At 74.7% G+C, this 19,856-nt stretch carries 20 protein-coding genes; 7 read left to right on the forward strand and 13 right to left on the reverse strand.

Going from position 1 to position 19,856, the window contains the following annotated elements; genetic code table 11:
• Window positions 1-31: 31 nt before the first annotated feature.
• Entirely contained in the window at window positions 32-763 is a 732-nt protein-coding gene (locus tag ACFPBZ_RS12450) for an SDR family oxidoreductase (RefSeq protein ID WP_378036515.1), read from the reverse strand.
• Between the two features lie 68 nt (window positions 764-831).
• On the reverse strand, window positions 832-1,761 hold the full coding sequence (locus tag ACFPBZ_RS12455; protein WP_378036372.1) for an AraC family transcriptional regulator: 930 nt from the start codon (window positions 1,759-1,761) through the stop codon (window positions 832-834).
• Between the two features lie 74 nt (window positions 1,762-1,835).
• On the opposite strand from ACFPBZ_RS12455, the gene ACFPBZ_RS12460 reads away from it, so the two are divergent.
• The 4 genes from ACFPBZ_RS12460 to ACFPBZ_RS12475 all read left to right on the forward strand — a co-directional run bounded on the left by ACFPBZ_RS12460 (window position 1,836) and on the right by ACFPBZ_RS12475 (window position 6,307).
• The gene (locus ACFPBZ_RS12460; protein ID WP_378036373.1) at window positions 1,836-2,651 is read left to right on the forward strand and encodes a Rossmann-fold NAD(P)-binding domain-containing protein; all 816 of its coding nucleotides are present in this window, start codon (window positions 1,836-1,838) and stop codon (window positions 2,649-2,651) included.
• Between the two features lie 14 nt (window positions 2,652-2,665).
• A complete protein-coding gene (locus ACFPBZ_RS12465; protein ID WP_378036374.1) occupies window positions 2,666-3,085 on the forward strand; it encodes an anthrone oxygenase family protein in 420 nt (139 codons plus the stop codon).
• A 33-nt stretch (window positions 3,086-3,118) separates the two neighbouring features.
• A complete protein-coding gene (locus ACFPBZ_RS12470) occupies window positions 3,119-5,134 on the forward strand; it encodes an acyl-CoA dehydrogenase family protein (protein ID WP_378036375.1) in 2,016 nt (671 codons plus the stop codon).
• Between the two features lie 102 nt (window positions 5,135-5,236).
• Complete coding sequence (locus ACFPBZ_RS12475) at window positions 5,237-6,307, forward strand: CHAD domain-containing protein (protein WP_378036376.1); 1,071 nt, start codon at window positions 5,237-5,239, stop codon at window positions 6,305-6,307.
• A gap of 41 nt (window positions 6,308-6,348) precedes the next feature.
• Here ACFPBZ_RS12475 and ppk2 read toward each other — a convergent pair whose 3' ends face one another.
• Entirely contained in the window at window positions 6,349-7,296 is a 948-nt protein-coding gene (gene ppk2 / locus ACFPBZ_RS12480; RefSeq protein WP_378036516.1) for a polyphosphate kinase 2, read from the reverse strand.
• 101 nt (window positions 7,297-7,397) lie between these two features.
• Here ppk2 and ACFPBZ_RS12485 point away from each other — a divergent pair, with 101 nt between their 5' ends.
• On the forward strand, window positions 7,398-7,826 hold the full coding sequence (locus ACFPBZ_RS12485) for a PaaI family thioesterase (RefSeq protein ID WP_378036377.1): 429 nt from the start codon (window positions 7,398-7,400) through the stop codon (window positions 7,824-7,826).
• Between the two features lie 860 nt (window positions 7,827-8,686).
• Here the strand turns inward: ACFPBZ_RS12485 and ACFPBZ_RS12490 are convergent.
• The 5 genes from ACFPBZ_RS12490 to ACFPBZ_RS12510 all read right to left on the reverse strand — a co-directional run bounded on the left by ACFPBZ_RS12490 (window position 8,687) and on the right by ACFPBZ_RS12510 (window position 13,927).
• Entirely contained in the window at window positions 8,687-9,997 is a 1,311-nt protein-coding gene (locus ACFPBZ_RS12490; protein ID WP_378036378.1) for a ferredoxin reductase family protein, read from the reverse strand.
• Window positions 9,998-10,093: 96 nt separating this feature from the next.
• Window positions 10,094-11,026, reverse strand: coding sequence for an esterase-like activity of phytase family protein (locus ACFPBZ_RS12495; RefSeq protein ID WP_378036379.1), 933 nt, complete (start codon window positions 11,024-11,026; stop codon window positions 10,094-10,096).
• 27 nt (window positions 11,027-11,053) lie between these two features.
• The gene (locus ACFPBZ_RS12500; protein ID WP_378036380.1) at window positions 11,054-11,899 is read right to left on the reverse strand and encodes a hypothetical protein; all 846 of its coding nucleotides are present in this window, start codon (window positions 11,897-11,899) and stop codon (window positions 11,054-11,056) included.
• 4 nt (window positions 11,900-11,903) lie between these two features.
• Window positions 11,904-12,782, reverse strand: coding sequence for a sigma-70 family RNA polymerase sigma factor (locus ACFPBZ_RS12505; protein WP_378036381.1), 879 nt, complete (start codon window positions 12,780-12,782; stop codon window positions 11,904-11,906).
• Window positions 12,779-13,927 carry an NAD(P)/FAD-dependent oxidoreductase gene (locus tag ACFPBZ_RS12510; RefSeq protein ID WP_378036382.1) on the reverse strand — a complete coding sequence of 383 codons (1,149 nt, stop codon included), beginning with the start codon at window positions 13,925-13,927 and terminating at the stop codon, window positions 12,779-12,781. Before ACFPBZ_RS12510 ends, ACFPBZ_RS12505 begins: the two co-directional genes overlap by 4 nt.
• A 218-nt stretch (window positions 13,928-14,145) precedes the next feature.
• Here ACFPBZ_RS12510 and ppsA point away from each other — a divergent pair, with 218 nt between their 5' ends.
• Both ppsA and ACFPBZ_RS12520 read left to right on the forward strand, forming a co-directional pair.
• Complete coding sequence (ppsA, locus tag ACFPBZ_RS12515) at window positions 14,146-16,527, forward strand: phosphoenolpyruvate synthase (RefSeq protein WP_378036383.1); 2,382 nt, start codon at window positions 14,146-14,148, stop codon at window positions 16,525-16,527.
• Window positions 16,528-16,643: 116 nt separating this feature from the next.
• Entirely contained in the window at window positions 16,644-16,889 is a 246-nt protein-coding gene (locus tag ACFPBZ_RS12520) for a hypothetical protein (protein WP_378036384.1), read from the forward strand.
• Here the strand turns inward: ACFPBZ_RS12520 and ACFPBZ_RS12525 are convergent.
• The 5 genes from ACFPBZ_RS12525 to pqqA form a co-directional block, all read right to left on the reverse strand.
• On the reverse strand, window positions 16,868-18,208 hold the full coding sequence (locus ACFPBZ_RS12525; protein ID WP_378036385.1) for an MFS transporter: 1,341 nt from the start codon (window positions 18,206-18,208) through the stop codon (window positions 16,868-16,870). The two genes, ACFPBZ_RS12520 and ACFPBZ_RS12525, sit on opposite strands and share 22 nt — an antisense overlap.
• A 46-nt stretch (window positions 18,209-18,254) precedes the next feature.
• On the reverse strand, window positions 18,255-18,602 hold the full coding sequence (locus ACFPBZ_RS12530; protein ID WP_378036386.1) for a Rieske (2Fe-2S) protein: 348 nt from the start codon (window positions 18,600-18,602) through the stop codon (window positions 18,255-18,257).
• Between the two features lie 4 nt (window positions 18,603-18,606).
• Entirely contained in the window at window positions 18,607-19,368 is a 762-nt protein-coding gene (locus ACFPBZ_RS12535; protein ID WP_378036387.1) for a ribonucleotide-diphosphate reductase subunit beta, read from the reverse strand.
• Window positions 19,369-19,377: 9 nt separating this feature from the next.
• Window positions 19,378-19,593 (reverse strand): rubredoxin, encoded by a 216-nt coding sequence (gene rd / locus ACFPBZ_RS12540; protein ID WP_378036388.1) that lies wholly within the window; start codon window positions 19,591-19,593, stop codon window positions 19,378-19,380.
• A 96-nt stretch (window positions 19,594-19,689) separates the two neighbouring features.
• A complete protein-coding gene (gene pqqA / locus ACFPBZ_RS12545) occupies window positions 19,690-19,779 on the reverse strand; it encodes a pyrroloquinoline quinone precursor peptide PqqA (protein ID WP_274198780.1) in 90 nt (29 codons plus the stop codon).
• Between the last annotated feature and the right edge of the window lie 77 nt (window positions 19,780-19,856).

Raw genomic sequence — 19,856 nt, forward strand, 5'->3', positions numbered from 1 at the left:
CGCCCCAGCCTAGGAGCGCAAGCGGTTGCCGTCACCGTCCCCCGGCCACGTCGAGGATGCTCCCGGTGGCGTACGAGGCCTCGGCGGAGGACAGCCAGACGATCGCCGCGGCGATCTCGTCGGCCGTGCCCGCGCGGCCGACGGGCACGGCGGGGCCGATCCGGGCGACGCGGTCGGGCTGGCCGCCGGAGGCGTGCAGGTCGGTGTCGATGATCCCGGGCCGGACGACGTTCACCCGGATCCCCTCGCCCGCGACCTCCTTGGCCAGCCCCACCCCGAGGGTGTCGACGGCCGCCTTGGACGCGGCGTAGTCCACGTACTCCCCGGGCGAGCCGAGCCGGGCCGCGGCCGAGGACACCAGGACGATCGAGCCGCCGCCGTGCCCGTACGCGGTCGACATCCGCCGCACCGCCTCGCGGCAGGTGACGATCGTGCCGGTGACGTTGGTGGCGAGCATCCGCTCGACGCGCTCCACGGTCAGCTCGTCCACGCGCGTCTTCTCCCCGACGATGCCGGCGTTCGCGACGACGGCCCCGAGCGGGCCGAGGGTGGTGGTCGCCTCCACCGCGGCGACCACGTCGGCCTCGACGGCGACGTCGGCCTGCACGGCGGCCGCCCGCCCGCCGGCGCGCTCGATGGCGGCCACTACGGACGAGGCCGCGGCCTGGTCGGAGCGGTAGGTCAGGCAGACCGCCCAGCCCGCGGCGGCGGCGCGCAGCGCGGTGGCCGCGCCGATCCCCCGGGAGCCCCCGGTGACGAGCATGCTGGGCGTGGCGGCGAAGGGCACGCCGGAGATCGTGCCCGCTCCGGGCCGGGGTCGCCCGACCGGCCTCACCCCGCGCGCAGCGCCGTGGGCCGCACCCCGCGCTCGCGCAGGAACGCCGCCGAGAGCGCGAACGGGCTCGCGTAGCCCACCCGGTCGGCGATCGCGGCCAGGGTGAGGTCGGATCCGCGCAGCAGGTCGGCGGCCAGGGTGAGGCGCAGGTCGGTCAGCCAGGACATCGGCGGCTCCCCGACGAGCGTGGTGAACCGCCGCGCGAACGCCGCCCGCGAGAGCCCCGCGTGCCGGGCGAGGGCGTCGACCGTCCAGCCGCGGGCGGGCTCGGCCTCCACCGCCCGCAGCGCCGGCCCCACGGCGGGATCGCGCCGGGCGAGCGCCGCCGACGGTGCCGCCGGCCCGGCGAACCAGGCCCGCAGCACGGTCGCGAGCAGCAGGTCGAGGGCGCGGTCGAGCACGACCTCCTGGCCGGGGCCTTCGTGGTCGAGCTCGGCGTCGAGCAGCGCGGTGAGCGCCCCGAGGGCGAGCCCGGGCAGGTCGTCGGGACGCAGCACCGCGACGGGCGGCAGCGACCGCACGAGCCGCGCGCCCATCTCCCCGCCGACGGGATAGGTCCCGACGAGCATCGAGGTCGCCGCGTCGGGCGCGTGCCCCCAGGTGCGCACCCCGAGCTCGGTCGGCGGCCGCACCGCACCGGGCGGCGAGGAGCAGGCCTCGTCGGGACCGATGACGGCCTGGACCGCGACCCCCGGATCGGAGCACACCGTGTACGGCGCGGGGCCGCGCAGGACGACGACGTCGCCGGCCCGCGCCGCGACGACCTCCCCGTCGGCCTCGAGCGCCGTCTCCCCGCGGACCATCACGACGACCGTGAGCGGGGCCCCGTCCTCGATCCGCACCGCGAACGGCGGCTCGAGCACGCAGCGCAGCAGGAACGCCCCCCGCGCGCGCGGCCCGTCGAGAAGGCCCGCGATGTGGTCCACGGTGAGACGATCGCGCATGCGGACGCGGCGCGCAATCATGGAACGTCCGGTCCGACCGGGCTGGAATGGTCGCCATGAGCACCCTGATCGTCGTCACCGGCGCCTCCGGCAAGACCGGCCGCCGCGTCACCGCCCGCCTCGCCGCCGCGGAGGTCCCCGTGCGCGGGGTCGGCCGCACGAGCACCCCGCCGCTGGACTGGGCCGACCCCACCACGTGGCCGGCCGTCCTCGCCCCCGACGCCGACGGGCACCCGCCCGCCGCGGCCTACCTCGCCTACGCCCCCGACGCCGGCTTCCCCGGGGCCGACGCGGTCCTCGGCGCCTTCGCCCGCGCCGCCGCCGACGCCGGGATGGGCCGGCTCGTGCTGCTGACGGGCCGCGGGGAGGCGGGGGCGCTGCGCTCGGAGGAGGCGGTCGTCGCCGCCGGGCTCCCCACCGTGATCGTCCGCTCGGCCTTCTTCGCCCAGGGGTTCACCGAGGACCTGCTCGCCGAGGGCGTCGGCGCGGGCGTGCTGCGCCTCCCGGCGGGGGAGGTCCCCGAGCCGTTCGTCGACCTCGAGGACCTCGCGGACGTCGCCGTGGCGGGCCTCGTCGGGACCCTGGAACCGGGCGTCCACGAGCTGACCGGTCCGGACGCGCTGCGGTTCGACGAGGTCGCCGCGGTGCTGAGCCGCGAGACCGGCCGGGAGATCGTCTACGAGCCCGTGTCGGCGGACGAGTTCCGCGCCGACCTGCGGGGGATGGGCCTGCCCGACGACGACGCCGCCGGGCTCGCGGGCCTGTTCGCCGAGCTGTTCGACGGCCGCAACGTCCACCCCACCGACGGGGTGCGCCGGGCGCTGGGCCGCGAGCCGCGCGGGTTCGCCGACGTCATGGCCGGTGCCCTGTGAGCGGGGTGCCGGCCGTGACCGGGGTGCTGGGCGTGACCGCGGCGCTGGCCGGTGCGGTGCTCGGCGGGGTCTACCTCGCCTTCGACCTCGCGGTGCTCCCCGCGCTGCGCCGCGCCCCCGTCGGGGGACCCGACGACCCGGCCGCGACGATGCGGGCGATCAACGTCGTGATCGTCCGGCCCGCGTTCCTCGCGCTGCTGTTCGGGGCGCCCGCCCTCGCGGTGGCCGCGGCGGTCGTCGTCCCGACCCCCGCGACGGTGACCGCAGCGGTGCTGCAGACCGCCGGCCTCGTCGTGACGATGGCGGTGAACGTCCCGCTCAACACCGCGCTGGAACAGGGCGGGCCGTGGGAGCGCTTCGTCGGGCCGTGGACGCGGGCGCACCGCGTGCGGACGGCGGCGGCCCTGCTCGGCGCCGTCCTCGCGGTCGTGTGAGAGTCGGGCCCCAGCCGCGCGAGAGGAGCGACGATGTCCTTCGTCCCCGAGATCACCCTGCCCGAGGGCACGGAGGAGCTCCGCGCCGAGGTCCGCGCGTTCCTCGACGACGAGCGCTCCCGCGGCACCGTCCTCGGCCGGCCCGACTCGTGGTTCGCCGGGTGGGACCGGGACTTCAGCCGCCGGCTCGCCGAGCACGGCTGGGTCGGCATGACGCTGCCCGTCGCGTTCGGCGGGGGCGGGCGGTCGCCGCTGGAGCGCTACGTGGTGATCGAGGAACTGCTCGCGGCCGGCGCCCCCGTCGGCGCCCACTGGGTGTCCGACCGCCAGGCCGGCCCGTCGATCCTCGCCAACGGCACCGACGCCCAGCGCGAGCGCTACCTCCCCGCGATCACCCGGGGCGAGTGCTTCTTCTCGATCGGGATGAGCGAGGAGGGCGCGGGCTCCGACCTCGCCGCCGTGGCCACCCGCGCCGAGCGCGACGACGACGGCACCTGGCGGCTCACCGGCACGAAGATGTGGACCGGCGGCGCCCACGTCAACGACGCCGCGATCGTCCTGGCCCGCAGCGACCCCGACTCCTCGCGCCACGCCGGGCTCTCCCAGTACGTCGTCGACCTGCGAGCCCCCGAGGTCGAGGTGGAGCCGATCCACCTGCTCACCGGCGAGCACCGCTTCAACGCCACGCACCTGCACGGCGTGCCCGGCGAGCCGCTCGGGGCCGAGGGCGCGGGCTGGGCGCAGGTCACCGGCGAGCTGGGCCAGGAGCGCAGCGGCCCGGAGCGGTTCCTCTCGACGTTCCCGCTGCTCGCGGCGGTGCTCGACGCCCGGAAGGGGTTCGACGACGGCGAGCTCGTCCGGGTCGGCGGGCTCGTCGCGCGGCTCGCGGCGCTGCGCCGGCTCTCCCTCGGGGTGGCGAGCGCGCTGGCGCGGGGCGAGTCGCCCGACGTCGCAGCGGCGCTGGTGAAGGACCTCGGCACCCGCTTCGAGGGCGACGTGGTCCACGCGGCCCGCACCCTGTCCCCGGTGCCCGCCGACGCCGGCGCGCCGGAGGGCGCGGTCGCCGAGCTGCTCGCCCTCGGCATCACGCACCTGCCCGCCTACACGCTGCGCGGCGGCACCAACGAGATCCTCCGCGGCATCATCACCAAGGGCCTTCCGGACGAGGAGGTACGGGGCCTGGGACCGGTCCCCGCGGCCGACGCCCCGGTGGCCGAGCTCGTGGCGTACGCCCGGGCCGTGGGCGTCGACCCCGACTCCGGCCCGCCCGTGGAGGAGCTCGCGGCCCGGTCGGTGCTCGCCGGGGCGGGACTGGCGGTGCCCGACGGGCCGCTGACCCTCGTCGTCGCCGATGCCCTCGAGGTGCGCGATTCGGGGGAGGGGCGGGTCCGGCTCGACGGCACGCTTCCGCGCGTCCCGCGCGGTCGGGAGGCGACGGTCGTCGTCGTCACCGACGGGCCCGACGGGGCTCCCACCGATGGGGCCGTCGCCGCCGTGCTCGGGCCGGGGACGGGCCTCGTCGGGACGGGGGAGAACCTCGCGGGGGAGCAGCGCGACACCCTGACCCTCGACGGGGCCGAGGTGGCGGCCGTGCCCGTGGCCGGGGTCCGTGAGCGGCTCGCCCTGCTCCGCGCGGCGGCGATCGGCGGGGCGGCGCTGCGGGCGAGCGAGCTCGCGATCGCCCACGTGCGGACCCGCGAGCAGTTCGGGCGCCCGCTCGTGTCCTTCCAGGCGGTCAAGCAGGACGTGGCGCGCCTCGTCGAGGAGGTCGCGCTGGTGGAGGCGGCCGTGGCGGTGGGGGTCGAGCGCGGCGGGGAGCTCGGGGCGGCGGTGGCGAAGGCGCAGGCGTCGGAGTCGGTCGCCGAGATCACGCGTATCGCCCACCAGCTCCACGGCGCCGTCGGGTTCACCGAGCGCAGCCCGCTGCGCCTGTCGACGACGCGACTGTGGTCGTGGCGCGACGAGGACGGCGACGAGCGGACCTGGGCGGGCCGGCTCGGCGCGGCCGCGACCGGCACCGACGACCTGTGGGCTCTCCTGACCGGTTGACAGGTCGGATCGGCCGGCGCTGTGGTGAACAGTGCGCAGACGTTGCACGATCGCCGCCGCCGGACGGTGGAGGCGGGTCGCGCACGGGGTACTCGGCCCGGCGTGGCCAAGACCGACTCCTCCAAGCGCGGCAAACAGTCCGTGACCGCCTCGACCCTCGTCCTCGCCGCGCTCCGTGAGCGCGTCGCCGCCCTCCACGCCGCCGTCGAGCTCGACACCGACGAGCCGACCCCCTCCCTCGACGACACCGACCTCGCCACCGACACCGCCGACACCGACGGGGACGAGGCGGCGGACGACGGCGGCAGCTCCGTGACGGTCCCGGCCGCGCCCGACGAGGTGCCCGACGACGACGAGGACGAGTCCGTCGCCGCCGCGGGGATGGACGTCGAGGGTCTCGCGGAGGTGCTCGCCGACCTCGACGCCGTGGTCTCCGGGTTCGCGCCGCTGATCGAGGGCCCCGACGTCGCCGCCCTGCGCCCCGAGCTCGCCTGGGCCCGCGCGATCGTCGACGAGGCCCACGGCCTCGAGGGCACCGTCGACGTGCTCTCCGAGCTGCTCGACGACCTCGACCCCTCGCTGCGCCTCGGGCCGGTGGAGCAGCGGCTGCAGCTGGTGGTGAACGCGCGCAGCGCCGAGCGCCGCGCCGAGGTGGAGTCGATGCTGGCCCAGCCCGAGTGGGCGAGCCTGCTCGAGCACGCCGACCGCCTCGTGCTCTCCGCCCCGATCGCCGGGACGAAGACGAAGAACACCGAGAAGGTGCTCGCCCGCGCGCTGGCCGGGGCCGACTCGGCCGCCCGCGAGGCCGCCGACGCCGCGGTCGCCGAGGCCCACGGCGCCGACCGCTCCGGGACCCCGCAGCTCGCGCCCGTCATCACGGCCGCGACGACCGTGGCGGTCACCGCCCGCGTCACGCGGCCCGTGCTCGGCAAGCAGGCCCGCAAGCTCGCCGACGCGGCCGAGGCCATGGCGGCCGCGCTCGACGAGCGCCGCCGCAGCGAGTCGGCCGCGCACTGGCTGGTCGACCTCGCCGACATCGCCCACCGCGCGGGCGAGCCGAGCTTCACCTACGGCGTCCTGCACACCGAGGCCCGGGCCCGCCGGGAGAAGGCCGACGAGGCGCTCGCCGCGGCGGTCACCGCCTACACGAAGCCGAAGCTGCACAAGCTCTGACGTCGGCGCGGGCGTCCCCGTGTCCCGGGGACGCCCGTCCGTCAGCGCAACGGCGGGGCGTGCCGCGCGCCCGACTGCTCCCCGTGCTCGAAGAGCTCCGAGGCCGGCCCGACGACCGCCGGGTCGGCCGGGTGCGCGACCTCCGGGTCCTTCTCCGGATAGTCGAACCGCGCGAGAACGTGGCGCATCGCCTCGAGCCGGGCCCGCTTCTTGTCGTTGCTCTTCACCACCGTCCACGGGGCGTCCGCGGTGTCGGTGTAGAAGAACATCGCCTCCTTGGCCGCCGTGTAGTCGTCCCAGCGGTGGATCGAGGCGAGGTCGTTGGGGGAGAGCTTCCAGCGCCGGACGGGGTCGACCTGGCGGATCAGGAACCGGGTGCGCTGCTCGGACTGCGACACCGAGAACCAGAACTTCACGAGCTGGATCCCGCTGCGGACGAGCATGCGCTCCAGCTCGGGCGCCTCGCGCAGGAACTCCATGTACTCGCGGGCCTCGGCGTAGCCCATGACCCGCTCGACGCCGGCCCGGTTGTACCAGCTGCGGTCGAACAGGACGATCTCCCCGCCGGCGGGCAGGTGGACGAGGTATCGCTGGAAGTACCACTGGCTGCGCTCGCGGTCGGTGGGCTTCTCCAGCGCCACCGTCCGGGCACCGCGGGGGTTCAGGTGCTCGGTGAACCGCTTGATCGTCCCGCCCTTGCCGGCGGCGTCGCGGCCCTCGAAGAGCAGGACCACCTTCTGGTCGGTGTCCTTCACCCAGGCCTGCAGCTTGAGCAGCTCGATCTGCAGCAGGCGCTTCTGGTGCTCGTACTCGGCGCGGGAGAGGCGTTCGTCGTAGGGGTAGCCCTCGCGCCAGGTGTCGACGGGACGCCCGTCGGGGCCGAGCAGCGCCGGGTCGTCGTCCTCGGCGCCGTCGGTGTCGACGGAGAGCTGGTCGAGGGGGATGTCGCCGAGCGCGGCGACGGGGTCGTCTGGGGTCACGGGCCGCATGATCACCCGCCGAGTTGGCCGCGAGGTGAACACCGTCGCCGTCACCCGGCGCCCACCCGGGGTTCACCGTCCCGACGACGAGGCCGGTCACGCTGGCGGCCATGGCTCAGCTGCTCGTCGGGGACGCCCTGCTCGCCCGCGCCGAGGCCGCCCTCGCGGTCGCCCTGCCCGACGCCCTCGGGCTCGAGTTCGTCGACCCCGCCGACCCCCTCGCCGGGGTCGCCTTCGAGGTGGCGGGCATCGCGGTGACCCCCGCGGCCACCCTGCACGGCTCCGCCCTCGCGGCCGCCCTGGAGCTCGTCGGCTACCTGGCCGTGCTGCCGACCCTCACCGTCGGCGAGCACGCCGTGACCCACCAGCTCTCGGTGCAGTACCTCCGGGCGGTCACGGTGGGCCAGCGGGTCCGCGTGCGCGGCGAGCTCGCCCGCCGGACCCGCGCCCTGGCCTTCGTCGGGGTGGACGCGGTCCTCGAGTCGGACGGGACCTCCGTGGCGCAGGGCCAGCTCACGAAGTCGGTCGTCGCCTTCTGAGCTGCGGGGTTCCCGCCCCGACGAGGTCTTGCGGGACGCACACGGCCGGCGGGTCGAACGTCGGTAGCGCGCGGCGTTGCGGGACGCACACGGTCGGGCGAGGTCGAATTGGCGCCGCCAACGGCGTTGCGGGACGCACACGGCCAGGCGGGTTCGGTCCAGGCTGCTCGCGGGCGTTGCGGGACGCACACGGCCGGCGGGTCGACGGTCGGGGGGGGGGGGGGGGGGGGGGCGCGCGGCGTTGCGGGACGCATACGGCCGTCGGGCTTGGTCCAGGCCGCTCGCGGTGTTGCGGGACGCATCGGTCGCGGACGGCGACATGATCACGACTTCGGTCGCGAGTCGCGGCGCCCCTTGGGCGTGTCGCTCCCCAAGTCGCGATCATGCTCGAGCGGGATCGCCGCGCCGCGCCATGCAACCCGACGAGTCCGGGGTGCGCGCCGGGCTGGACGTGTGCGGCGCGCAACGCCCTCGGCCCGGCGATCGAGTCGCGCCCGCCGTGTGCGCGGCGCAACCCGACGACTCCGGGGATGGAGTCGGGCTGGCCGTGTGCGGCGCGCAACGCCCTTGGCCCGGCGATCGAGTCGCACCAGCCGTGTGCGCGGCGCAACCCGACGGGCCCGGGGAGCGAGCCGGGCTGGCCGTGTGCGCGGCGCAACGCGATGAGCTCGGCGATCGAGTCGCGCCAGCCGTGTGTGCGGCGCAACCCGACGGGCCCGGGGAGCGAGCCGGGCTGGCCGTGTGCGGCGCGCAACGCGTTCGGTTCGGGGATCGAGTCGCGCCAGCTGTGTGCGGCACGCAACGCAACGAGGCCGGGGTGCGGGCGGTGCCTGACTGTGTGCGGCCCGCAACGCCGTGGCTCAGCGCGCGGAGAACCGCCGGGCCCGGGCCACGGGGATCGCGCCCGACCAGCCGAACTGCTCGGTGTGCACCCGCTCCGCGGGGACCCCGAGCTGCTCGATCGCCGCGAGCGAGCCGGCGAGGAGCGAGGGAGAGCCGCAGACGAACCAGTCGTAGCGGCGTCGGCCGCGGGCGGGAAGGGCCTCGTCGAGCAGGGCAGCGTCGACGCGGCGGCCCTCGGTGCGGGTGACGTGCAGGTCGAGCCGCCGGGCCAGGGAGGCGAGCTCGGGCTCGAACAGGGGCTCGTCGGGTCGCTGGGCGACGACCAGGTGGTGCGGGCGGGCGTCGCCGGCGTCGGCGAGGGTCCGCAGCATCGACATCATCGGGGTGATCCCGACCCCGCCCGCGACGAGCACCAGGCCGGGCGCCTCGGGGGCCGCCGAGAAGGACCCGTGCGGGCCGTCGAGCCACAGCCGCGTCCCGGGCGGAAGGCTCGCGAGCGTCGTCGAGAAGTCGCCGCTGCCCCGGACCGTCAGCTCGAGGCGGCCGGTGACGCGGGCCGAGGAGGCGATGGTGAACGGGTGCTCCTCGGTGCCGAGCACGGAGCGGCGCAGCCGCAGCCAGACGAACTGGCCGGCGTGGAAGCGCAGCCCGCGGTGCAGGTGGACCGGAGCGAGCACCAGCGTCGCCGTCGACGGGCCCTCCTCGCGGATGCCGTAGACCACGTAGGCGCCGTCGCGGGAGAACAGTGGGCGCCACACCCAGCGCAGGAACAGGACGGCGAGGAACGCGAGGGTCAGCCCGGAGAGCACGACCCGCAGGACGGGGTCGGCGAGCAGGTCGCCCATCCAGATCACGTGGAGGCCCGCGAGGACGATCGCGGTGGCCGCGAGCAGGACGTGCACCCGCGCCCAGACCTCGTAGCGGCGCCCGGAGCGCCGGCCCCAGGCGGCGACGAGCCCGACCGCCACCAGCGCGGCCGTCGCCAGGTACCCCCACTGAATCGAGAGCGACGCCGCGAACGGGTTGATCAGCTGCGGCGACCGGACCAGGACGAGCACCAGGTGGGCCAGGGCGGCGCCGATCGCGACGACGCCCAGCCAGCGGTGCGAGGCGATGATGCGGTCGATCCCGAAGGCGCGGGTGAGGGTCCGGAGCCGGGCCGGGGCGACGATCGTCAGGGCCATCGCGATCAGGGCGACGAGGCCGACCGCGACGAGGGCCGTCGGCAGGGGCCGCGACTCGCTCCGCAGCGCCGTCAGCGCGACGGGGCCGACGAGCACCACCGCCGCCAGCACCGTCCAGATCGTCCGTCGTGTGGATGCTCGCACGGAGCGCGACGGTAGGGAGGCCGTCCGTGACGACCCGCGAACCTGAGAGCGTCGACGATCAACGGTGCGCCCGGCGCGGCGAGAGGCGGGTGCCGCTCAGAGAGTCGTCCGCAGCCGGTAGGTGCGGGTGATCTGCTGCGGGCTGTCGTTGTCGTCGCTGACGAGCAGCAGCTCGTACGCGCCGTCGGGGCCGCGGCCGGTGATCGTCATGCCCTCGACGTTGTCGAGCAGCGGGTTGCGCTGCGGCTGCTTCGCGGTGGCCCCGAGCGAGGGGCAGTCGCCGAGGTCGGCGAGCAGGGTGACGGCGGCGGGAGCGGTCTGCGGGTCGATCAGCACGAGGTGCACGGTGTTGCCGACGGCCTCGTCGTACCCGCGCTCGAGGGCGAGCAGCCGGCCGTCGCCGACGGCGGTGAGCTCGGCGACGCCGAGGCCGGCGGGCAGGGGCACGGGCACCTGCGGGCCGTCGGGGATCGTCACCAGCCGGGTGTCGGTCTCGCCGGTGAGCGGCTTCTCCAGCGACGCCACGAGCCGGCCGTCGGGCTGACGGGCGAGGCCCTCGAACGAGGCGTTGTCCTGGGTGCGCCCGACGAGGTCGGCCGGGATGCCGAGGGCGCCGAGCAGCCGGCCATCGGGGGAGTAGCGCAGCACCTGGGGGCCGGTCTCGTCGCCGATCACGAGGGTGCCGTCGGGGTCGAGGACCAGCGACTCGGAGTCGAGCGGGCGGCCCGCCGGGTCGGCGAGGGGGACCACGGCGAGGACGCGGGTCGCGGTGGCGTCGAGGGTGACCAGGGCGGAGCGGTCGGACAGGGCGTAGACGGTGCCGTCGGGTCGGGAGGCGAGGGCGGAGAGGTTCCCGACCTGTCCCTCGAGCGCGTCGGAGTACGACTCGATCGCCGTGCTCGGCGAGCACGGACCGGGCCCCGCGGCGGTCGGGGCGGACGCGGTCGTCGTCGCGCATCCCGCGAGGGCCGCGGTGACGAGGAGCGGGGCGAGGCGGCGCAGCACCCGGGCAGCGTGCCGGTCGCGCATGGCCGTCGGGTGAACGCCGCCCGATCCTCAGCGCCCCGGACCGATGACGGCGTCACGGTGCAGGTGGCGGTCGGCGACGAGCGTGAGGACCCGGCGCGCGGAGTGCGGCGACTCGACGACGCCGGGCGGCACCGCCCCGCGCGTCTGCCGGTACGCGCGGCCCGCGAGGTCCTCCAGGAGCTCGGTGACCGGGCCCTCGGCGTGCAGGCGCAAGCCGGTCGACCGGGACAGGTGCAGCGTCCCGGTCGACCCGTACGTGCGCTCCGCGAACTCCGGGAACACCCCGGCCAGGAACAGCGCGCCGTCCCCGATCCGCCGCCACACCCCGGGCCGCTCGGCCTCGGGCACGTCGGTCAGGCGGTCACCGAGGCGCGCGAGGTCGAGGTCGTCCCAGCGGCGCCGGTGCCACCCGCGCTCGTCGCGCCGCCACACCACGCCGGAGGAGAGCCGGGCGTAGGAGGCGAGCAGCTCGGCGAGGAAGAGCCGGTGGGCGGGCTCGATGGCGAAGGCGGCGATCACCGGGCCGTCGAGGATCGGGATGCGCGAGCGCGGGGCCGTGCGGTCGAGCACCGAGGCGTGGCCCACGAGCGCCCCGGAGGCCCGGTGGACGGCCGCGGCGAACAGCAGGAACGGCGAGACGTGCCGGAACCGACCGCCGAACGTTCCCCCGTCGCTCCGCTCGCCCTGGATGTCGTGCTGGGCCGACAACACCGAGTCGGCCACCGCCGGCCGGTCGAGCAGGTCGAGGACGAGCTCGGGCTGCCGGCGCAGGGCGGGGACCTGGTCGGGCCGGTCGCCGGTGAGGGCGAGCAGGTCGCGGTCGGTGAGGTGCTCGTCGTACCGGCGGGCCACCGCCTCGCGCGAGGAGTCCATCCCCTCATGCTGCCCCCGCGGCGGTCAGCTTGCCCGGGTTCACCTGCAGGCAGAGCCGCACGACCTCGCCGGTGTCCGCGTCGAACTCGGGCTGCATGACGACGACGAGCGCGCCGTCGACCACGACGAGCACGGCCACCGTCCCGTTGACCTCGGCGATCTCGAGGGTCGCCGCCGTCGCCTGCCGGGCCATCCCCGCGACGAACCGGGCCACGCGCTCCCGGCCCTCCACCGGCCGCCGGGCCGCGCTCGCCACCCCGCCGCCGTCGGAGACCGCCTCCACGTCGTGGGCGAGCAGCTGCTCGAGGGCCGCGACGTCGTTGCCGGCCGCGGCGTCGAGGAACCGGGCGAGCAGGCGGGTCGCGGCGTCCACGTCCACCTCGAAGCGCGCCCGTCCGGCCCCGACGCGCTCGCGCGCCCGGTGGAGGTGCTGGCGGACCGTGGCCTCGGACAGGTCGAGCAGCGTCGCGACCTCGGCGTGCCGGTGCCCGAACGCCTCGTGCAGCACGAACACGGCCCGCTCGGTGGGGGTGAGCGACTCCAGCAGCCGCAGCACCCCCAGCGAGAGGCTCTCCCTCTGCTCGACCGTCTCGCACGGCCCGAGGTCGGGGCCGCCGGAGCCGGTCACCACGGGCTCGGGCAGCCACGGCCCCACGTACTCGGTCCGCCGTACCCGCAGCGACGTCAGCCGGGTCCGGCAGAGGTTCACGACGACGCGCGTGAGCCAGGCCGGCGGGTCGAGCACGTCCGCCGATGACCCGGACCAGCGCACCCAGGCGTCCTGCACCACGTCCTGGGCCTCGTGCAGCTCGCCGAGCATCCGGTACGCGAGCCCCGTGAGTCGGCCGCGCTCGGCCTCGAAGACCTCGACCGTCGCGGTCATGCGCCGGTGGGGATCCGCGGGTGGCGCTGCACGCGCAGGGCGTTCACGACGATCGCCTCCTTCACCGCCGCCGCGAGGCGACCGGTCACGACGAGCTCGCGCGGCGAGTCGTCGGGCTGGACGAACTGCACCAGCCCGTCCCGACGACCCAGGCTGATGCACCGGATCGCGAAGCGGAAGCGCAGCGGGCGCGGGGCCGTGCCGGCGAGCAGCGCCGCGACGGTCCGGGCCGCCTGCTGGGCCGCCGGCAGGGCGGTGGCGCACGCCATCCGCAGGACCTGCCCGTCGGGCCGGGTCGCCGCGGCGGCGTCCCCGACCGCGAGGATCTCCGGGTGCGAGCGCGACCGCAGCGCGGCGTCCACGAGCACCCGCCCGTGTTCGTCGACGGCGAGCCCGGCCTCCCGCGCCAGGGACGGCACCGTGAACCCGGTGGTCCCGACGACGATGTCGGCGGCCACCGTCCGCCCGTCGGCCAGGGTCAGGCCGTCGTCGTGGGCGGCGACGGCCCGCGCGTGCTCGACGACCTCGATCCCGAGCCGGTCGCAGACCTCCCGTACGTGGCGGGCGCCTCGCGCGGACAGGTCGGCGCCGAGCGCGCCGTCCGTGACCAGCGTCGTCGGCCGCCCGGTCTCGCCGAGCTCGGTCGCGAGCTCCAGGCCCGTCAGGCCGCCGCCGACCACCGCGACCCGCCCGACGTCGTCCGCCGCGAGACGCTCGCGTAACCGCGCCGCGCCCTCGGCGCTCGAGACCTCGAACACGGGGCCGGGGAGCGCGTCGGGGTCGGGGCGGCTGCCGAGCGCGAGCACCAGCAGGTCGTAGTCGAGCGGGTCGCCGTCGCGCAGGCGCACCCGGCGGGCGGCCGGGTCGAGCCCCACCGCGCGGTCGTCGACGAACGCGACGCCCGTGCCGGCGAGGAGGTCGACGTAGCGGGGCGCGGCCGGCTCCTGGCCGACCGCGGCCTCGTGCAGGCGGATCCGCTGGGTGAAGCGGTCGCCGTCGTTGACCAGGGTGATCCGGGCGTCGGTGCGGACCGCCAGCGCCTGCGCCGCGAGGTGGCCCCCGTAGCCGCCGCCGAGCACCACCACGTGGGCCCGGTCCCGGCCGCCGTGCGGCGCCCTCACCGTGTTCGTCTCCGTCGTCGTCATCGCCGACCTCCCTGGTCGCTGCCGTGTCGTCGAGGAGGAGACCGACGGCGGGACCGGCCCGTGACAGGCGCGGACGTGCTCTGTGTCACAGGGTGCCGGTCGCCCTGGTCGTTCGGCCGGGTGGGGCAGCGCCACCGTTTCCAGATCAACCAGTGGCGGGAACCTGAGGTCCGTGTGAACCGGGGCGCGGTCGCCCGGGTTCGGGACGGAGGGCCGGGATGGACCACGTGCGCTGGCTGGAGACGTTGTCGTCGCAGGACGTCGACGCCGTCGGGGGGAAGAACTCCTCGCTCGGGGAGATGATCCAGAACCTGGACCGGGCCGGGGTCCGCGTCCCCGGCGGGTTCGCGACGACCGCCGACGCCTACCGGGCGTTCCTGTCGGCCAACGGGCTCGACGACCGCATCCGCGAGCTCCTCGACGGTCTCGCCGCGGACGACTCGAAGCTCGCCGAGGTCGGGGCCGCCATCCGCGACGAGTTCGCCCGCGCCGAGTTCCCCGAGGACACCGCCACGGCGATCCGCGAGGCCTACGCCGAGCTCGGGAAGCGCTACGAGACCGACGACGTCGACGTCGCCGTCCGGTCGAGCGCCACCGCCGAGGACCTGCCCGACGCGAGCTTCGCGGGCCAGCAGGACACCTACCTCAACATCACCGGCGTCGACGACCTGCTCCGCGCCTGCAAGGACTGCTACGCCTCGGTGTTCACCGACCGGGCGATCAGCTACCGCACCGAGCAGGGCTACGACCACCTCGACCTCGCGCTGTCCGTGGGCGTGCAGAAGATGGTGCGCTCCGACCGGGGCAGCGCCGGCGTCATGTTCACCATCGACTCCGACACCGGCTTCCCCGACACGATCGTCATCAACGCCGCGTGGGGCCTCGGCGAGAACGTCGTCGGCGGCGAGGTGACGCCCGACCAGTACACGGTCTTCAAGCCGTTCCTCGACGACGGCGACGTCGTCCCGATCATCGCGAAGACCGTCGGGGCGAAGGAGCTGAAGCTCCAGTACGCCGAGGACCCGGAGTCGGCCGGGGACACCACCGTGAACGTCGAGGTGCCCGCGGAGGAGCGCGCCCGCTTCGTCCTCGACGACGAGAGGATCCTCGAGCTCGCCCGCTGGGGCGTGACGATCGAGAAGCACTACGAGCGCCCGATGGACGTCGAGTGGGCGTGCGACGGTCGCACCGGCGAGCTGTTCATCGTCCAGGCCCGCCCGGAGACGGTGCAGTCGAACGCGGGCGCCGGCACGCTGCAGACCTACCGGCTCACCGAGACCGGCGACCTCGTCGTGCAGGGTCTCGCGATCGGCCAGGCCGTCGCCGCGGGCGCGGTGCAGCGGATCGCGTCGGCCGACGACATCGAGACGTTCGTCGAGGGCAGGGTCCTCGTCACGGAGATGACCGACCCCGACTGGGTCCCGATCATGCGCAAGGCCGCCGCCATCGTCACCGACCGCGGGGGGCGCACCTCCCACGCCGCCATCGTCTCGCGGGAGCTGGGCGTGCCGGCGATCGTCGGGACGGGGAACGCGACCGAGGTCCTCGCCGACGACCGCGAGGTGACGATCTCCTGCGTCGAGGGCGACGAGGGCTACGTCTACGACGGCATCCTCGACTACACCGTCGAGGACCTCGACCTCTCGGACGTCCCCGAGACCCGGACCCGCGTGATGATGAACATCGGGAGCCCGGCGGCGGCCATGCAGTGGTGGCGCCTGCCCGCCCACGGCATCGGGCTCGCGCGCGTCGAGTACCTGGTCAACAACGTGATCCAGGCCCACCCGCTCGCGCTGCTGCACCCCGAGAAGGTCTCCGACGACGCCCGGGCCCAGATCGAGGAGCTCACCGCCGGCTACGACTCGGGCGCCGAGTACTTCGTCGAGCAGATGGCCCGGGGGATCGGCGTGATCGCGGCGTCGCAGTACCCGGAGCCGGTGGTCGTCCGGCTCTCGGACTTCAAGACGAACGAGTACGCGGGGCTGATCGGCGGGTCGGTGTTCGAGCCCGACGAGGAGAACCCGATGCTCGGGTGGCGCGGGGCGTCGCGCTACTACAGCGAGGACTACAAGGAGGCGTTCGAGCTGGAGTGCCGGGCGCTCTCGCGGGTGCGCGTCGACATGGGCTTCACCAACGTCATCGTCATGATCCCGTTCTGCCGCACCCCCGAGGAGGCCGACCGCGTCCTGGAGACGATGGCGGAGTTCGGGCTCGAGCGGGGCCGCGACGGGCTGCAGGTGTACGTGATGGCGGAGATCCCGTCGAACGTCCTGCAGGCCGACGAGTTCTGCGAGCGCTTCGACGGCTTCTCGATCGGCTCGAACGACCTCACCCAGCTCACCCTGGGCATCGGCCGCGACGACGACCGCCTCTCCCACCTGTTCGACGAGCGCAGCCCCGCGGTCAAGAAGATGATCTCGATGCTCATCGAGACCGCGCACGCGCACGACCGCTACGTCGGCATCTGCGGGCAGGGGCCGAGCGACCACCCGGAGCTGGCGGAGTTCCTCGTCGAGCAGGGCATCGACTCGATGTCGCTGAACCCCGACAGCGTCCTCACCGTCATCGAGAAGGTGGCGGAGGCCGAGAAGCGGACCTGATCCTCCCGAGTGGGCGCTGACGGTTCCCGGGGGAGCCCTCAGCGCCCACCCGGCGGCGGATCTGCACGTCGCCGACGGATCTTGGTCGAGCGGGCCGCGCGGTGTGGGATTCCCGCATGGACATCTGGATCGCCGAGGTCGGCCCCGAGAACGCCGAGCTGCTGGCCACGCGCTCGCGCACCGCGGTGCTCGCCCGGGAGTACCGCCCCGAGGACCTCGGGGACGGCCGGATCCGCTACTCGAAGCGCGCCCTGGGGGCCTCCCGGGAGCTCTCCGAGGAGGAGGAGGGCGCGATCACCGACGACGCCGAGGGCCTGCGGGTGTGGGTGGGGGACGACGCCTACGACCTCGAGGAGGTCTGACCCGCCGCCACCGGGCCGTCGTCGGGAACGCCGTCGACGAAGGCCTCGCGCTCGGCGGCCGGACGCTCCCGCATCGCGAGGACCGCGGCGAGCGTGATCAGCGCGAGGACGGCGATGTAGGCCGACACCGACAGCGAGGTCCCGGTGACCTGCACGAGGTAGGCCGAGAGCAGCGGGGCGAAGGCGCCGCCGAGCACGGCCCCGAGGGCGTAGGCCAGCGAGGCCCCGCTGTAGCGCACGGGCGCGGGGAACATCTCGGCGTAGGTGGCGGACTGCTGGCCGTAGGTCAGTCCCAGCGGGATGCCGAAGACGACGACCGCGAGGACCATCAGCGCGACGTTGGCGGTGTCGAGCAGCAGGAACAGCGGGAAGGCCCAGACGAGCAGGGCGAGGGTCCCGACGAGGTAGACGCGCTTGCGCCCGACGCGGTCGGACCACCGGGCGGCGAAGAGGGTCGCGAACCCCCACGACACGGCGCCCGCGATGCCGATCAGCAGCATCGTCGCGGTGGAGAGCCCGAGGGTGCGGGTGCCGTAGGTGGTGATGAAGGCGATCAGCAGGTAGCCGGCCATGTTGTTGGCCATGAACAGGCCGATGCCGACGACGAGCTCCCGCGGGTGCTGCCAGAGCACCACGCCCAGGGGAGCGGAGCGGCGGGCTCGGCGCTGGCGCAGCTCCTCGAACACGGGGCTCTCGGCGACCCGGTAGCGGATCAGCAGGCCGACGCCGATGAGGACGACCGAGAACAGGAACGGGATGCGCCAGCCCCAGTCGAGGAACTGCTCGCGGGTGGTCAGCCCCGACACCGTGAAGAAGACGCCGTTGGCGACGAGCAGGCCGATCGGCACCCCGAGCTGCGGGAACGAGCCGTAGAAGCCGCGCTTGCCGTGCGGGGCGTGCTCCACCGACATCAGGGCCGCCCCGCCCCACTCACCGCCCGCCGAGACGCCCTGCAGCAGCCGGAGCACGACGAGCAGGACGGGCGCCGCCGTGCCGATGCTCGCGTAGGTGGGCAGGAGCCCCACACCGACGGTCGAGATCCCCATCAGCAGCAGCGTCGCCACGAGCACCCCGCGACGACCGAAGCGGTCGCCCAGGTGCCCGGCGAGGATCCCGCCGAAGGGCCGCACGACGAAGCTCACGCCGATCGTCGCGAAGGAGGCCAGCAGCCCGGCCGTGGGGCCGAGCGGGGAGAAGAACAGCTGACCGAAGACGAGCCCCGAGGCCGAGGCGTAGATGAAGAAGTCGTACCACTCGATGGTGGTGCCGACGAGGCTCGCTCCGAGCACACGGCGGACCTGGCGACGCTGGTCGGACACCGCGACACGGTAGGCCGACGGGGCGCCGCCGCACCAGATGTCCGGATCAGCCGGCGGGGTCGGCCGCGTCGTTGCGCCGGTCGGCGACGTCGACGTGCACGGCGCCGTCGGCGATGCGACAGGCGAACACGGGGATCGTCGGGACCTCCGGGACCCCGACCGACTCGCCGGTGCGCAGGTCGAACGTGGAGCTGTGCGCCGGGCAGATGATCGTGTCCTCCTCGGTGACCATGCCCTCGGCGAGCGACTGCTGCTGGTGCGAGCAGGTGTCGTGCACCGCGACGGCCTCGTCGTCGGAGAGCAGGACGACGCAGACGGGCACGCCGCCCAGCTCGACGCGGAGCGGCTCACCCTCCTCGAGCTGGTCGACGTCGGCGACCGCCTCCCAGGTCACCCGGTCACCAGAACTTGATCCCGACGGCCTTCAGCCGCCGCCGGTGGAGCTGGACGACCTTGTCGATGGCCTGCGGGGAGATCAGGTCGCCCCAGGCGTAGGCCGCCTTCTCGCCGTTGGTGAGGATCTGCTCCATGTCCCCGTCGACGACGTCGGCGCTCTGGATCACGCGCGACCCGAAGCCGATGTGCCAGCGCTCGTCGCGCAGCACCAGCTCCATGCCCTTGTGCACCCCGGGCATCTTCACCGAGAGCTGGGCGAGGGCCTCCAGCAGCGCGTGCTGGCCGGCCGTGAGGACGACCCCCTCGAGCACCATGTGGTAGAGCCCGACGGCCTCGGTGAGGCCCTCGTGGTCGTCGGCGAGGTCGCGCGCCATGGCCGGCAGCCGGACCTCGAAGAGCTCGACGAGGTCGCCGCTGACCCGCTCGCGCAGGACGTCGAGGCGCTCGGTGATGTTCTTCCCGGGGACCCCGATGACCTCGGTGGCCACCCGGTCGAAGAAGCGGGCGTGGCGGGCCTCGTCGCGGGCCTGGGAGGCGAAGCAGCCGGCCATCGACTCGTCGGTGGTGGCGGTCTGGAAGTTCTTCAGCTCGATCGACACGGCGGTCTCACCGACGCAGAAGCCGGCGATCAGCCCGAGGATCCGCTCGCTCTCGGCCTCCGTCAGCGACGGCCACGCCGCGATGTCGGCCGTCAGGTCGATCGCCTGCTCGTCCCACTGCAACGACTCGGCGAGTTGGACGAAGTGTCCGTATCCGGTGATCATCGTGCACCCTCACATCCCCGGAACGTTCTCGTCCGGTCCCAGCTCGCGGAAATCGGCCTTCTCGGCACCACAGATCGGGCACATCCAGTCGTCGGGGATGTCCTCGAACGGCGTCCCCGGCGGGATGCCGCTGTCGGGGTCGCCCTCCGCGGGGTCGTAGATCAATCCGCAGAGTTCGCACATCCATTTCCTGGCCTCGGGCTCGGCCACCGTCTGCCCGCTCACCCGTTCCTCCTCGACTGGAATTGCCTGGCCAGGTCCGACCGAAACACCGCGAAGGGGCGCCGGAGAAATCCGGCGCCCCTCGCGGCATTCAGTCGATCAGTCGTCCATCTGGGCGACGTACATCGTCACCTCGGGCGCGACCCCGATCTCTTCGAACTGCGGGGTTTCCCAGACGTGGAGCTCCACGATTTTCACCTCCTGTTGGGACGAGAATGTCGTGCACCGGAGGGGTTCCTCGGATCGCTCCTACCGAACCCCTCCGA

Origin of the sequence: Actinomycetospora atypica, from assembly GCF_042653685.1 — a bacterium.
GTDB lineage: Bacteria > Actinomycetota > Actinomycetes > Mycobacteriales > Pseudonocardiaceae > Actinomycetospora > Actinomycetospora atypica.